This is a genomic window from Yersinia kristensenii (genome assembly GCF_900460525.1).
Classification (GTDB): Bacteria; Pseudomonadota; Gammaproteobacteria; order Enterobacterales; family Enterobacteriaceae; genus Yersinia; species Yersinia kristensenii.
Genome location: NZ_UHIY01000001.1, coordinates 3,969,671 through 3,984,481 on the forward strand (window position 1 = coordinate 3,969,671; position 14,811 = coordinate 3,984,481).

The window sequence follows — 14,811 nt, forward strand, 5'->3', positions numbered from 1 at the left end:
TATGCTAGCCACTCTTACTCGCTTTTGCTGGATACATCTTTTGCGTCACGTGGTACCCGCAAAGTTTTCGGTTCTGCCAAATTTCCATAAGGTATCAAATTGCCATCAATTATTCGCGGTTACTCAATTCATAAGCTAAAGCCTGGGATACGATTGAAATAGACCGGGCGATTAAGCTGGGAGTGATAGGCCAACACAGTATTTCCCTGTTCCGTATCAAAAAATCAATGCCGGTATAGCTTGAAAGATTGACAGTAAAAAAAAGTATGGGAAACTATGAACTATTCATTTTTATCAATGGTTTAATCGTGATTATTACAAAGAATGAGAGTAATTATATTAAAGGCATCGCTATAATTTTGATGCTCACACATCATCTATTCGCGTTCCCTGAGCGCATACCTACGAATGTGAATGTTATTAATTCACTCCCTTTTATTGGATGGGATATTGATAATTTCATAGCCTCATTTGGTAAAGTATGCGTGGCTATGTTTTTATTTATATCAGGCTACGGATATTCCTTTAAAAATAAAATAAATTTCAAATATTCACTTACTAAATTAAAGAAATTATATTTCAGTTATTGGTTGGTTTTTATTATTTTCATCCCGATAGGATTTTTATTTGTAAACAATAACTAGAATGATAGTTCACCGATAAAGCTAGCTAAAAATATAATGGGGATATCATCTGATTACAACGGAGAATGGTGGTTTATACAGTTGTATGTAGTCTATGTTCTTGCTTTACCCATAATATCAAGATTGAATAGCATTACATTGATTTTCATCGCCCTGATATCATTACCTTTAGGGTATCTTTCCCAGCGCATGGGGTACTACGGTATATCTATGTGCCTTATATGGCTATATCCGTTTATTTCTGGCTATGTTTTCGGGAAAGAAAATAAATTAATAACGGAAATAATGAAACATATAAATAAATTATTTTTTTATGCATTTTCAGTTCTATGCATAATGTTTTTTTTCGTAACATTCAAAATGTATGGGCTAATTGTCACATCCCCTTTATTCGTGATGCTAATAATATATATATATATAATAAAACCATGCATCACAACATTATAAATAATCTTGGGAAACACTCTATGTATATGTGGTTAACACATTCGTTTTTTTGCTATTACTATACTCCAGAAATAATTTATTAAGTCAGGTATGCCCCACTGATACTGTCTCTACTCATATTAGTTTCATATATAACGAGTGTTATTTTAGATAAAATTGATTTTTTCATAAAAAAATTATATATGAAATCAAGGAATTATCTGCAATCGCAGAATTAACGAATCCACAATAAACAACCGGGCGATTAAGCCCGGCATTTTGAGCAGTGGTGATAACTTGAACTCGTTTCCCCTATTCCCCTGCTAAACTCGCCAACATAGTGATTTTTGCAAAAGCCTTATATAACTCCACCATGAGATACCACTTATCTACGCAGATCCGTCATGGACATGTCGCAATAAAGCCGTAACAGGTAATCGTGGTGTATGACTTAAGTCACTCACAATGAGCGACATTGATATTTTCCGCCTGAAGTCACTGTTATTTACATTGAGTCTGAAACTAAAAAGCCGCCACTTGCAACAGGATAACTTGCATTTGTGGCAGGAAATAATAGTTGAAGACTTAAGGAATACTACGTACCTACTATTTACGTGGAGGATCTGAATAATAGAAAAATCAAGACCATTAAACGTGATATAAATTGTATAAATGAGGGAAAATAAAGATTTCAGAAGTAACTACTTACTCAACACATGTTGTTCAAGCAATTCTGGACACTGGAATAACAATAAGGTGATAGACGCTATTCACGTGCATAGACCAAATGCTGTGCTGTGTAGTGGTCAACAAAAACTGGCCACAGCTTTAGAGTTTTTCCAGAACAATCGTTCTGATTCATTCGGCGTCAAACCACCATTATATTGATGAGGTCTGAGCTGGCTGTAATATCCTGTGATGTAATTCGTTATTGCCGTGCTGGCTTCGCTAAAATTCGCGTAGCCATTATCCGGTACCCACTCTGTTTTCAGGCTTCTGAAGAACCGTTCCATTGGGCTGTTATCCCAGCAATTTCCCCGGCGACTCAGGCTTTGCTTTATCTGATATCTCCACAGTAACTGTCTGAAGTTCCTGCTGGTATAGTGACTGCCTTGATCCGAGTGATACAGTAAATTAGCCGGTTTTCCCCGTGCCTCCCAGGCCATCGACAGGGCTTTACCTGTCAGTGCGGAATCAGGGAAAAATGACATCGCCCAGCCAACCGGTTTACGGGAAAACAAATCGAGTACAACAGCCAGATAAGCCCAGCGTTTTCCCGTCCAGATATAAGTCACATCACCGCACCAGGCCTGATTAGGCTCGGTAACAGCAAACTGGCGATCCAGATAATTAGGGATCTCAATGTGTTCCTTAGACGCCTTCTTATAACGATGGCCAGGTTGCTGACAACTGATAATATTGAGCGCTTTCATCAGCTTTGTTGCCCGCCAGCGGCTCAGTTTTATACCTTTGGTGGTGACCATTGCGGCAATGCTTCGCGCTCCTGCTGAACCGTTACTTTCGCGATAAACTTCACGCACAAGGCTCAGTAATGCCACTCTCGTGGCATCAGGCTTCCTGGGCTGCCGCCAGTATTTATAACTGCTGCGATGAACCCCAAATACGTTGCACACAACGGCAACAGGAAACCGCGCCCTGAGTTTCTCAACTAATGAGAATTGTTCAGGGAGTCTGACATCAAGAGCGCGGTTGTAGATTCAATCTGTCAACGCAACACTCTTTTCAATTATCTGTTTTGGTGTTTTGAATTTTAATGTTTTCCTCGGACGATCATTGAGCTCATCGGCGATCTGATTGAGCACCTCTTGAGAATGTTGGGCAAGACATGTCTTTTTAGGTAAGTATTGTCGGATAAGAGAGTTAGTATTTTCATTCGTTCCTCGCTGCCAGGGGCTTTGGGGATCGCAGAAATACACTGGCATATCTGTACTGGCCGTAAATTCTGTATGTTTTGCTAACTCCATTCCCCGATCCCAGGTCAAAGTTCGTCTCAGCTCATTGGGAAGTTCATTAAACTTTTCTGTCAGCGCATGCGTCACTGACGCAGCATCTTTTCCCTTTAGCTTCAGAATAATGGTGTAGCGTGATTTTCTGTCGACAAGAGTCGCTATATGAGTATTTTTAGACCCGCTGACTAAATCGCCCTCCCAGTGGCCAACGGAACGTCTATTATCGATGTGTCTGGAACGCTCATGAATAGAAACACCGTTGACGATATTAATCGTCCCTCGCTCCCCCTTACGGGTATGCCGCTTGCCATGGCGAAGGCTATGCCCCCGACGCAGATGCTTTGCTAACAGGTGATTTAATGCGGCCCGGCTTCGGAAATAGATAGTCTTGTAAATGGTCTCAGCTGATATTTGCATCGTTTTTTGGCGAGGTTTCGACTTTTTAAGCCATCCTGATATTTGTTCAGGAGACCATTTGAGTTCCAGTTTTTCTAAAACAAGAGCCCTCAACTCCAGGTTTAATTCGAGCAGACACGGCTTAGGCCTTTTTGCCATACGATTAGCCCGATTATTGGCGTCTACTGCCTTATAATAGCGTCTGCCACGATTACGCAGGATCTCTCTTGATATCGTTGAAGGCGAACGATTAAGTGAGTTAGCAATTGCCCGGATGCTTTTTTTTGATGACAGTCCAACACGGATCTCTTCTCGCTCAGACAATGTTAAATGTGATGAAGACCGCTTGCGCTCACAGGGCTTTATGCCTCCCGTATCTCTCAGAATAGTGAAAATTGTTCCTGGCTTTGAATCCAGAATTTTAGCGATGTCACTGAAGCCAATTCCGTTTTTCCACGAGTCGAAGACAAACCTTTTTTCTGCTGCTGTAAATGTACGTTTCATTCAATAATCCTCCGCAACTGCATGTTTTAACATGGTTGTTGCATTGATCAATTGAATCTACAGTAGCCTTTTTTAATATATCCCTTTCCATTTCAACGCGTTGAAGTCTTTTCTTCAACTCACGTATCTCAATCTGCTCAGGTGTCATGGGTGAAGCTATGGGTGATTTTCCCGCTCGCTCTTCTTTCAGTTGTCGAACCCATTTATCCATCGTGGATTTGCCGACATTCATCGCAGTGGCAGCGGCGGCAACGGTGTAATGCTGATCGAGTACAAGCTGGGCAGCCTCGAGGCGAAACTCGGGGCTAAAATTGCGTCTGTTACGTCCGGTCATAATGTCACCTGTTTTGACTATGAGGTGATGATATCACCTCTATTCAGGTGGCCAAATTCACTATGCCACTACACTGATATATACGGAAGTTTATCGGGAGAAGTTTAGATGAGTACAAAAATGTATTCAGGGAGGCTAACTCAACATGCAGCTGAAGTTCCTTCAGGGTTATAACCCCGCCTCAGCCACTAAAAATCTATATCACTGAATTTCAAGAGAACGTTTAAGCCTTGATAAATTCAACTCCATACTGTCAGTAATTAATCCTCCTTTCGGCTATATGAAAAACGCAATGCCATTAGCGCTTATCACAGAGCAACGTGAAAGCGATATTTGCAACATGAAGTTTTCAGATCTTCGGGATGATTTTTACACGTAGAGCAAAAAAGACAGGATCAAAAAGCCAACATAATCACTACAATTATGTTGGCTAAATGTTATGACTTACAACTTACATGTGTTGAATAATGGCGTCGCCAAATTCACTACATTTCAACAGTTTAGCGCCGTCCATCAAGCGCTCGAAATCATAAGTCACTGTCTTGGCTTGAATTGCGCCTTCGGTGCCTTTGATAATCAAATCAGCGGCTTCGAACCAACCCATATGACGCAGCATCATTTCTGCAGACAGAATGATAGAACCAGGGTTCACCTTATCCTGACCAGCATACTTAGGTGCAGTGCCGTGAGTAGCTTCAAACAATGCGCATTCATCACCAATGTTAGCGCCAGGGGCAATACCGATACCGCCGACCTGTGCAGCCAAGGCATCAGAAATGTAATCGCCGTTTAGGTTCATACAGGCAATGACATCATACTCAGCTGGGCGCAGCAAAATTTGTTGCAGGAATGCATCAGCGATAACATCTTTAATAATGATGTCTGTGCCGTTGTTTGGATTCTTGATTTTAACCCACGGGCCGCCATCGATCAGCTCACCACCAAATTCCTCGCGCGCTAACTGGTAACCCCAGTCTTTAAATGCGCCTTCGGTGAATTTCATAATGTTGCCTTTATGAACCAGAGTGACTGATTCGCGATCGTTGGTAATGGCGTACTCAATGGCTGCACGAACCAAGCGCTTAGTCCCTTCTTCTGAACAAGGTTTCACACCAATACCACATTGTTCAGGGAAACGGATTTTCTTCACACCCATCTCTTCACGCAGGAACTTAATTACTTTTTCAGCTTCTGGTGAACCCGCTTTCCATTCAATACCCGCATAAATGTCTTCCGCGTTTTCGCGGAAAATCACCATATTGGTCAATTCAGGATGTTTTACCGGGCTTGGCGTTCCCTCGTAATAACGCACTGGGCGCAGGCACACATACAAGTCGAGTTGTTGGCGCAAAGCAACGTTCAGAGAACGAATACCACCACCCACTGGCGTGGTTAATGGGCCTTTAATGGCAACGCGATATTCACGAATCAGATCCAATGTTTCTTCTGGTAGCCAAACATCTTTACCATAAACATGAGTTGATTTCTCACCGGTATAGATTTCCATCCAGGAGATTTTACGCTCACCTTTATAGGCTTTTTTAACCGCAGCATCTACCACGTTGATCATGGCTGGGGTCACATCAACACCAATGCCATCACCTTCAATAAATGGAATGATCGGATTATGCGGAACAACCAGTTTACCCTGAGCATCGACAGTAATTTTATTACCTTCTGCCGGAACCACTACTTTGCTTTCCATCAACCTCTCCTTCAGCGCAATTTTGTTAATGCCTTGTAAGATTCGTGTCAATACTACTTGAATATTCGTTCCACGCCAATCCGAAACAGATTGAGGTATAATGCGCTAATCATTCGGAATCGCAATAATCATGAATAAATTCTCTGTTAAAAATCACAAAGTTAACCGATTCAGCACCAAGACACAGGCGAAACAAGTCAAGCCGATTGCTCCACGTCGCGTCCTGTTATTCAACAAGCCTTTTGATGTGTTACCGCAATTTACTGATGAGTCTGGGCGCTCAACTTTGAAGGAATTTATCCCTTTTAGTGATGTTTATGCGGCGGGCCGACTCGATCGTGATAGCGAAGGTTTGTTGGTCTTAACCAATGATGGCAAATTGCAAGCCAGGCTCACGCAACCCGCCCAGAAAACCGGTAAAGTCTATTTTGTGCAAGTCGAAGGTGTGCCGGGCGATGATACACTCAGCCAGTTAAGAACTGGGATGACCTTAAAAGATGGCCCCACTTTACCTGCGGGTGCCGAGTTAGTCAGTGAACCTGAGTGGTTATGGCCGCGTAATCCGCCAATTCGAGAGCGCAAAACTATCCCTACAAGCTGGCTGAAGATTACACTTTTTGAGGGTCGCAACCGGCAAGTCCGCAGGATGACAGCCCATGTTGGCTTCCCTACCCTGCGTCTGATACGTTTTAGTATGGGAAATTTAAGCTTAGGCGACCTACAGCCCGGCGAATGGAAGGAGATAAACCATGTTTAAGCCCCATGTGACTGTGGCTTGTGTCGTGCATGCTCAAGGGAAATTTTTGGTTGTTGAGGAGACTATCAACGGCAAAAAGTTATGGAATCAACCGGCAGGTCATTTAGAAGCCGATGAAACCCTACTACAGGCAGCAGAAAGGGAACTGTGGGAAGAAACCGGCATTCGCGCCAGTCCACACTCTTTTCTGCGTATGCATCAGTGGATCGCGCCGGATAAAACTCCGTTTCTCCGCTTCGCTTTTGTGATTGAGCTAAAGGAGCCCGTAGCCACAGCGCCTCAAGATGACGACATCGACTGCTGCCACTGGCTCACTGCGGATGAAATACTGCAATCAGATAATTTACGTTCGCCACTGGTTGCTGAGAGTATCCGCTGTTACCAACAACCCGAACGCTATTCGCTTAGTCTGGTTGGCCCATTTAACTGGCCGCTATAAACAGCAGATTTGATTTATTCAGCTAATTTTGTTCAGGCTGAGGATCTACCATGCAGTGAAGCAAACAACGTGATAAAATCCGGCGCTTGTTTTTATAATGCCTCACCCGCGCTGAGAAATAGGTCGGATAATATCATCCACCATCGCCTTCGCAGGGGCTTTAGGTATTTACGTTAGTGAGACTCCCATGTCAGATAACAGCCAGAAAAAAGTAATCGTCGGTATGTCCGGCGGTGTCGATTCTTCCGTTTCCGCCTATCTGCTCCAGCAACAGGGCTACCAAGTTGCTGGCTTGTTCATGAAGAACTGGGAAGAGGATGATGGCGAAGAATATTGCTCTGCAGCGACCGATCTGGCCGATGCTCAAGCAGTATGCGACAAATTGGGCATGGAGTTGCACACCGTCAATTTTGCCGCAGAATACTGGGATAATGTATTCGAATTGTTCCTTGAAGAATACAAAGCCGGGCGTACCCCTAACCCCGATATTCTGTGTAATAAAGAAATCAAATTTAAAGCATTCCTGGAGTTCGCCGCCGAAGACTTAGGCGCGGACTATATTGCTACTGGTCACTATGTGCGTCGTCAGGATGTCGAGGGTAAAAGTCGTTTGCTACGTGGCCTTGATGGCAATAAAGACCAAAGTTATTTCCTTTATACGTTAAGTCACGAACAGCTTGCTCAGAGCCTGTTCCCGGTTGGGGAATTAGAAAAACCCGAAGTTCGTCGCATTGCTGAACAGCTTGACCTGGTCACCGCCAAGAAAAAAGACTCTACCGGCATCTGCTTTATCGGTGAGCGCAAATTCCGAGATTTCCTCGGCCGCTATCTGCCCGCTCAGCCCGGCCCAATCATGACCGTAGACGGCCAACATGTGGGCGAACATCAGGGTTTGATGTATCACACGCTGGGCCAACGCAAAGGTTTAGGTATTGGCGGGACCAAAGAGGGGGGCGATGACCCATGGTATGTCGTGGATAAAGATGTTGCCAATAACATCCTGCTGGTAGCGCAGGGGCACGAACATCCGCGTTTAATGTCTGTGGGCCTGATTGCCCAACAACTGCATTGGGTGGATAGAGAACCCGTGACAGCTGCTTTCCGCTGTGTGGTGAAAACCCGTTATCGCCAACAGGACATTCCTTGCACCGTGACACCTTTGGATGACGAGCGTGTTGAGGTTCGGTTTGATGAACTCGTGGCGGCTGTAACCCCCGGTCAGTCAGCGGTTTTCTATCAAGGTGAAGTCTGCCTCGGTGGCGGGATTATTGAAGAGCGTTATCCACTGACGGGTTCAGCCGCAAACTAATTCAACCCATACGTGAACCAGAACGTTTACAGGAGTAACCGTGGCGAAAAACTATTATGATATTACGTTGGCATTGGCAGGAATCTGCCAGTCAGCTCGCTTGGTTCAGCAATTGGCCCATGAAGGCCAATGCGATAATGATGCATTAAGTATTATGCTGGGTGGGTTGCTGCAAACCAATCCGCCTTCAACTTTAGCGGTGTATGGCGGTAATGAGCAATCCCTGAAAATGGGTTTGGAAACACTACAGAGTGTGTTGAACGCCAATCGGCAGGGGCCGGCGGCTGAACTGACCCGCTATACCCTGAGCCTCATGGTGCTCGAAAGAAAACTCAATGCCAATAAATCGGCCATGAATACCTTAGGTGACCGCATCAGCCAGCTTGATCGCCAACTGGCGCATTTCGATCTCGAATCTGAAACGATGATGAGTTCGCTGGCAGCTATTTATACCGATGTTATCAGCCCTCTCGGCCCGCGCATTCAAGTTATTGGCTCACCCGCTATCTTACAAAGCACATTGGTGCAGGCAAAAATTCGGGCCACTCTGCTGGCGGGGATCCGTTCAGCCGTGCTTTGGCAACAAGTGGGCGGAAGCCGCTTGCAGTTAATGTTTTCGCGAAATCGTCTGTTTAAGCAGGCGCAGAGTATTCTTGCTCATAATTGACATTCTTTATCAGGAGTTGCCACCAATGGAATTATCCTCACTGACCGCCGTTTCCCCTATTGATGGGCGCTACGGCGATAAAGTCAGCGCACTGCGCCCAATCTTTAGCGAATTCGGTTTGCTGAAATTCCGTGTGCAGGTCGAAGTACGTTGGCTGCAAAAATTGGCCGCCTGTGCAGAAATCAAAGAAGTCCCGGCTTTTGACGCCGACGCAAACGCTTACCTCGATAAGATAGTGCAAGATTTCAATGAACAGGATGCACAACGCATCAAAACCATTGAACGCACTACGAATCATGATGTGAAAGCCGTCGAATATTTTCTGAAAGAGAAAGTAGAAAGTGTTCCAGCGCTACATGCAGTGTCAGAATTCATCCACTTTGCTTGTACTTCAGAAGATATCAACAACCTGTCCCATGCTCTAATGCTGCAGACCGCCCGTCGGGATGTGGTGTTGCCGATGTGGCGTCAGCTTATTGATTCGATTAAGGCGCTGGCTCACCAACATCGTGATTTACCACTGCTTTCCCGTACTCACGGCCAGCCGGCAACACCCTCTACCATCGGTAAAGAGCTAGCTAACGTGGCTTACCGTATGGAGCGCCAGTTCCGTCAACTATCACAAGTCGAAATTTTAGGTAAAATCAATGGCGCCGTGGGTAACTATAATGCTCACATTGTTGCTTACCCTGAAGTTGACTGGCACCAGTTTAGTGAAAGTTTTGTCACTTCGCTGGGTATCAATTGGAACCCCTACACCACACAAATCGAACCGCACGATTACATTGCTGAACTTTTCGACTGTGTGGCACGTTTCAATACCATTCTGATCGATTTTGACCGTGATATCTGGGGTTATATTGCATTGAATCACTTCAAGCAAAAAACTATCGCGGGCGAAATTGGCTCAAGCACCATGCCACATAAAGTGAACCCAATTGACTTCGAGAACTCCGAGGGCAATCTGGGCCTGGCCAATGCGGTATTAGGCCATTTAGCCAGCAAACTTCCGGTTTCGCGCTGGCAGCGTGACCTGACAGACTCCACGGTGCTGCGTAACTTGGGTGTCGGCCTGGGCTACGCCGTCATTGCCTATCAGGCGACAATGAAAGGCATTAGTAAGCTAGAAGTCAACGAAGCGCATCTGTTGGAAGAGCTGGATCATAACTGGGAAGTGCTGGCTGAACCTATCCAAACCGTCATGCGTCGTTATGGCATTGAAAAACCATATGAAAAATTAAAGGAATTGACCCGCGGAAAACGTGTTGATGCTGCTGGTATGCAAACATTTATCGACAGTCTCGCCCTGCCGGAAGAGGAAAAAACTCGGTTGAAGGCCATGACCCCAGCTAATTATATTGGCCGCGCCACGACGATGGTGGATGAATTGAAGTAATGCTTTAATCTCAAAAATACAGGTGGCGAATCAACGCCACCTATTTTGTTCTTCCTCCTTATTGTTATTACCTACTTGCTGTTATTCCCCGCTAACTGCCCCTGTTTAACCCCGGTTTAGCCGTTGTCATTGATAATACTGATGATGTCAAAAAGGACGTTACACACGCTGGAGCTATTATTATGTTGAAGAAAACACTACTTTCTTTCGCCCTGATGGGTACCTGTGCTACCGCAATGGCGGCTGACTACACTTATGTCGCTGGTGGCCTGCAGTATGGTTCAATCAGTAGCAATGAACGTTTTGATAAGCAATTTAATCAAAATCATTACAGCCAGATCGGCGACCGTGACATGGGTGGCATTTATCTTAATGGCGGCTATGGTTTTGATAACGACTTGTTTATTGATGGCCGCATAAACAGCATTGCCAATAGTGATCGAGGTCTGGCAGAGGCCGTATTGGGCCTGGGCTACCATTGGACATTCTCACCCAATATTGATTTTTATACTTTAGTCGGCGGCAGCCGTCGCGCCATGGTATTTGACGCTAGCAAAAACGGCGAAAAAACCAACACTTACAATAGCGCTACCGGTGAGATTGGTATCAAAAGTCAATTATCACAAGACATTGGTCTGGACGTTGCCTACCGTATGGCTAGATATGACGACCGCGCTTTCCATGAAGCGCGGATAACCGCAGACTATGCTCTAACAAAAAGCCTCGCGGCTGAAGTGGGTTATACCTACCATAACTGGAAAGTCAGTGATCAGGCGATGCAAGTTGGTTTGCGTTACGCTTTCTAACTCACTGTTTTAATTTTTACTTGTCGGGTAATATTAGATTACCCGATTAATGTCTTATCGAGGAATGTAGTATGCGGGTTTTAGTTGTCGAAGATAATGCTTTGTTACGCCACCATCTTACGGTGCAAATGCGTGAAATGGGCCATCAGGTAGACGCCGCAGAAGACGCCAAAGAAGCAGACTATTTCTTGCAGGAACATGCCCCAGATATCGCCATTATTGACCTCGGTTTACCGGGTGAAGATGGCTTGAGCCTTATCCGTCGCTGGCGTAGCCATCAAACAAACTTGCCCATTCTAGTGCTCACTGCACGGGAAAGTTGGCAAGATAAAGTTGCAGTGCTGGAAGCCGGTGCCGATGATTACGTGACTAAACCTTTTCATCTGGAGGAAGTCATCGCGCGGATGCAGGCATTAATGCGGCGCAATATTGGTTTAGCCTCTCAGGTAATTGAATTCCCCCCGTTCCAGATTGACCTCTCACGGCGAGAGTTGTGCGTCAATCAGCAACAGATTAAACTGACTGCTTTCGAATACACTATCATTGAGACACTTATTCGTAATGCTGGAAAAGTCGTCAGCAAAGATACATTAATGCTGCAACTCTATCCTGATGCAGAGCTACGTGAAAGCCATACTATTGACGTATTAATGGGGCGTTTGCGTAAAAAAATGCAGGCAAAACATGAAGGTGAAGTGATTACGACCATCCGTGGTCAGGGATACCGTTTTGACGCCAACTAGACATCATGCTCAGGAAAAATAACAAACCCTTCTCTCTCCGAGCACGGTTTCTTATGGCGACAGCAGGCGTCATTCTGGCGCTGTCATTATCTTATGGTATGGTCGCCGTCGTCGGCTATATTGTCAGTTTTGATAAGAATACGTTCAGCGCACATCGCGGCGAAAGTAACTTATTTTTCAGTCTGGCCCAATGGCAAAATAACAAGCTTAGCATTTCGGTGCCGCCAGAGCTTGAGCTGAACATCCCAACTCTGGTTCTGATTTATGATAAGGATGGTAATATCCTGTGGCGTCAGCGGCATGTGCCTGAACTTGAGTCTCATATCGAAAAAAGCTGGTTACAAAAGCCGGGATTTTATGAGTTGGATACCGGAACACATATCAGTAGCATGATGCTAGGCGATAATCCGAAAGCACAAGACCAGCTCAAAAAATATGACGATACCGACAGCAGCGCGTTAACTCACTCTGTATCCGTTAATACTTATCCCGCGACCTCCCGCTTACCACAGCTCACCATTGTAGTTGTCGATACCATCCCGCAGGAATTGCAGCGCTCAGACTTGGTTTGGAACTGGTTTAGCTATGTCTTACTGGCGAATTTACTGTTAGTTGTCCCCTTGCTTTGGCTAGCCGCCTATTGGAGTTTAAGGCCGATTAAAGCGCTGGTCAGCCAGATAAGTCAGTTAGAAAAAGGCGAGCGCGAACAATTGGATGAGAACCCGCCTCGTGAACTACAAAGCTTGGTGCGAAATCTTAATATCTTGCTGACTAATGAACGCCAGCGCTATACCAAATACCGCACGACACTCTCAGACCTGACTCATAGTCTCAAAACGCCACTGGCAGTATTGCAAACAACCTTGCGCTCTTTACGCACCGGTAAGCAGACAACTATTGAGGAGGTTGAACCTATTATGCTCGAGCAGATAAGTCGCATCTCTCAGCAAATTGGTTATTACCTGCATCGAGCCAGTATGCGTTCTGAACATAACGTATTGATTCGTGAAATTCATTCTGTTCCCGCCCTACTCGATAGCTTGTGCAGTGCGCTGAATAAAGTGTATCAACGCAAAGGCGTGGTATTGACGTTGGATATTTCGCCTGAAGTCACTTTCTTGGGTGAACGGAATGATTTTATGGAAGTAATGGGTAATGTTTTGGAGAACGCATGCAAATATTGCCTGGAGTTTGTCGAAATAACCGCCCTACACTCAGAAAAACAGCTCACAATTGTCATTGACGACGATGGGCCGGGCATTCCTGAAAGTAAACGACAATTGATTTTCCAACGCGGCCAACGTGTAGATACTTTACGACCAGGACAAGGGCTTGGATTATCCGTTGCCGCTGAAATTATTGAGCAGTATCAAGGTAAGATAACCATCACTGAAAGCCATTTAGGTGGAGCAAGGATGATGGTGACCTTTGGCCAGCAAAATGATTATCACGCTGATTAATAAAATTTGCCCACCCCCCCTGATACTAATGGCAGGCATCCGTTATAATCACAGGCAAGTTCACCCCCTATCCTGGAATAAACATGGATTACCAACTCAATCTCGATTGGCCCGATTTTCTGCAACGCTATTGGCAGAAACGCCCCGTCATTCTCAAACGTGGCTTTACAAACTTTATTGATCCTCTTTCGCCCGATGAGCTTGCTGGCTTAGCAATGGAGAATGAAGTCGACAGCCGCTTGGTGAGCCATGAGGCGGGTCGCTGGCAAGTGAGCCATGGCCCATTTGAGAGTTTTGATCATTTAGGTGAAACTAATTGGTCACTGTTGGTTCAGGCGGTTGATCATTGGCATGAACCCGCAGCGGCCTTAATGCGCCCATTCCGCAAGCTCTCTGACTGGCGGATGGATGATTTAATGATTTCTTTCTCTGTGCCTGGTGGGGGTGTTGGCCCGCATTTTGACCAATATGACGTTTTCATCATTCAAGGCACGGGCCGTCGTCGCTGGCGAGTCGGTGAGAAAACGGAAATGAAGCAGCATTGCCCTCACCCTGACTTGCTGCAAGTTGGCCCATTCGACGCCATTATTGATGAAGAAATGGAGCCAGGTGATATTCTCTATATTCCACCGGGCTTCCCTCATGAAGGCTATGCACTTGAAAATGCGTTGAATTACTCAGTCGGTTTCCGTGCGCCTAATGGCCGTGAACTGGTCAGCGGCTTTGCTGACTATGTGCTTTCTCGCGAGTTAGGCAGTTACCGTTACAGTGATCCGGACTTACAATTACGGGAACATCCCGCCGAAGTGCTGCCACAAGAAGTCGATAAACTTCGCAAGATGATGCTCGATTTAGTCCAGCAACCGGAGGAGTTCCAAAACTGGTTTGGCGAATTCATTTCTCAATCACGCCATGAACTGGATGTCGCCCCACCAGAACCCCCTTATCAGGCGGGGGATGTCTATGAATTACTCCAACAAGGCGAAGAGTTACAACGCCTTACTGGTCTGCGTGTTCTGCGTGTTGGTAATCAGTGCTTTGTTAATGGTGAATTGATTAATACACCGTACTTATCAGCCGCCGATGCATTATGCCAACACTTCAGTGTTGATGCGCAGAAGTTGGGTGATGCGCTGGAAGATCCATCTTTCCTGGCCATGCTGACCGCACTGGTGAACAACGGTTATTGGTATTTTAACGACTAACTTTTGGCTTATTATGCACAAATGCCCCATAAATGGGGCGTTTTTAATCG

General features: G+C 45.4%; 11 protein-coding genes and 3 pseudogenes. 10 read left to right on the top strand and 4 right to left on the bottom strand.

Features of this window, described 5'->3' with window-relative positions:
- Positions 1 to 389: 389 nt before the first annotated feature.
- Positions 390 to 644 (top strand): annotated as a pseudogene (locus DX162_RS22950) (acyltransferase family protein); the annotation flags it as partial.
- Positions 645 to 1,876: 1,232 nt separating this feature from the next.
- Here DX162_RS22950 and DX162_RS18360 read toward each other — a convergent pair.
- The 4 genes and pseudogenes from DX162_RS18360 to icd all read right to left on the bottom strand — a co-directional run.
- Positions 1,877 to 2,776, bottom strand: a pseudogene (locus DX162_RS18360) (IS3 family transposase); the annotation flags it as partial.
- Between the two features lie 12 nt (positions 2,777 to 2,788).
- Positions 2,789 to 3,940 (bottom strand): IS30-like element ISYkr1 family transposase, encoded by a 1,152-nt coding sequence (locus tag DX162_RS18365; protein WP_004389801.1) that lies wholly within the window; start codon positions 3,938 to 3,940, stop codon positions 2,789 to 2,791.
- Positions 3,941 to 4,007: 67 nt separating this feature from the next.
- A pseudogene (locus tag DX162_RS18370) lies at positions 4,008 to 4,311 on the bottom strand (transposase); the annotation flags it as partial.
- 414 nt (positions 4,312 to 4,725) lie between these two features.
- Complete coding sequence (gene icd, locus DX162_RS18375) at positions 4,726 to 5,979, bottom strand: NADP-dependent isocitrate dehydrogenase (RefSeq protein ID WP_004389800.1); 1,254 nt, start codon at positions 5,977 to 5,979, stop codon at positions 4,726 to 4,728.
- 130 nt (positions 5,980 to 6,109) lie between these two features.
- On the opposite strand from icd, the gene rluE reads away from it, so the two are divergent.
- The 9 genes from rluE (at position 6,110) to DX162_RS18420 (ending at position 14,761) form a co-directional block, all read left to right on the top strand.
- The gene (gene rluE, locus DX162_RS18380) at positions 6,110 to 6,736 is read left to right on the top strand and encodes a 23S rRNA pseudouridine(2457) synthase RluE (RefSeq protein ID WP_004389799.1); all 627 of its coding nucleotides are present in this window, start codon (positions 6,110 to 6,112) and stop codon (positions 6,734 to 6,736) included.
- Positions 6,729 to 7,175, top strand: a complete 447-nt coding sequence (locus DX162_RS18385; protein ID WP_032819522.1) for an NUDIX hydrolase — start codon at positions 6,729 to 6,731, stop codon at positions 7,173 to 7,175. Before rluE ends, DX162_RS18385 begins: the two co-directional genes overlap by 8 nt.
- A 187-nt stretch (positions 7,176 to 7,362) precedes the next feature.
- Positions 7,363 to 8,484, top strand: coding sequence for a tRNA 2-thiouridine(34) synthase MnmA (gene mnmA / locus DX162_RS18390; RefSeq protein ID WP_004389797.1), 1,122 nt, complete (start codon positions 7,363 to 7,365; stop codon positions 8,482 to 8,484).
- A gap of 40 nt (positions 8,485 to 8,524) precedes the next feature.
- The gene (hflD, locus tag DX162_RS18395) at positions 8,525 to 9,151 is read left to right on the top strand and encodes a high frequency lysogenization protein HflD (protein ID WP_004389796.1); all 627 of its coding nucleotides are present in this window, start codon (positions 8,525 to 8,527) and stop codon (positions 9,149 to 9,151) included.
- A gap of 25 nt (positions 9,152 to 9,176) precedes the next feature.
- On the top strand, positions 9,177 to 10,547 hold the full coding sequence (gene purB, locus DX162_RS18400; protein ID WP_004389795.1) for an adenylosuccinate lyase: 1,371 nt from the start codon (positions 9,177 to 9,179) through the stop codon (positions 10,545 to 10,547).
- Positions 10,548 to 10,729: 182 nt separating this feature from the next.
- The gene (locus tag DX162_RS18405) at positions 10,730 to 11,353 is read left to right on the top strand and encodes a YPO1635 family putative outer membrane beta-barrel protein (RefSeq protein ID WP_004389794.1); all 624 of its coding nucleotides are present in this window, start codon (positions 10,730 to 10,732) and stop codon (positions 11,351 to 11,353) included.
- A gap of 71 nt (positions 11,354 to 11,424) precedes the next feature.
- Complete coding sequence (gene phoP, locus DX162_RS18410; RefSeq protein WP_004389792.1) at positions 11,425 to 12,096, top strand: two-component system response regulator PhoP; 672 nt, start codon at positions 11,425 to 11,427, stop codon at positions 12,094 to 12,096.
- Between the two features lie 5 nt (positions 12,097 to 12,101).
- Positions 12,102 to 13,556, top strand: a complete 1,455-nt coding sequence (gene phoQ, locus DX162_RS18415; RefSeq protein ID WP_032819521.1) for a two-component system sensor histidine kinase PhoQ — start codon at positions 12,102 to 12,104, stop codon at positions 13,554 to 13,556.
- Between the two features lie 83 nt (positions 13,557 to 13,639).
- Positions 13,640 to 14,761: a ribosomal protein uL16 3-hydroxylase gene (locus DX162_RS18420; protein ID WP_004389788.1), complete on the top strand. Its 1,122-nt coding sequence runs from the start codon at positions 13,640 to 13,642 to the stop codon at positions 14,759 to 14,761.
- Positions 14,762 to 14,811: the final 50 nt, after the last annotated feature.

Bases quoted from the DNA above. Each gene is read 5' to 3' on its own strand.
- DX162_RS18365 (WP_004389801.1), bottom strand. From the start codon at position 3,940: ATGAAACGTACATTTACAGCAGCAGAAAAAAGGTTTGTCTTCGACTCG.
- icd (WP_004389800.1), bottom strand. From the start codon at position 5,979: ATGGAAAGCAAAGTAGTGGTTCCGGCAGAAGGTAATAAAATTACTGTC.
- rluE (WP_004389799.1), top strand. From the start codon at position 6,110: ATGAATAAATTCTCTGTTAAAAATCACAAAGTTAACCGATTCAGCACC.
- DX162_RS18385 (WP_032819522.1), top strand. From the start codon at position 6,729: ATGTTTAAGCCCCATGTGACTGTGGCTTGTGTCGTGCATGCTCAAGGG.
- mnmA (WP_004389797.1), top strand. From the start codon at position 7,363: ATGTCAGATAACAGCCAGAAAAAAGTAATCGTCGGTATGTCCGGCGGT.
- purB (WP_004389795.1), top strand. From the start codon at position 9,177: ATGGAATTATCCTCACTGACCGCCGTTTCCCCTATTGATGGGCGCTAC.
- DX162_RS18405 (WP_004389794.1), top strand. From the start codon at position 10,730: ATGTTGAAGAAAACACTACTTTCTTTCGCCCTGATGGGTACCTGTGCT.
- phoP (WP_004389792.1), top strand. From the start codon at position 11,425: ATGCGGGTTTTAGTTGTCGAAGATAATGCTTTGTTACGCCACCATCTT.
- phoQ (WP_032819521.1), top strand. From the start codon at position 12,102: ATGCTCAGGAAAAATAACAAACCCTTCTCTCTCCGAGCACGGTTTCTT.
- DX162_RS18420 (WP_004389788.1), top strand. From the start codon at position 13,640: ATGGATTACCAACTCAATCTCGATTGGCCCGATTTTCTGCAACGCTAT.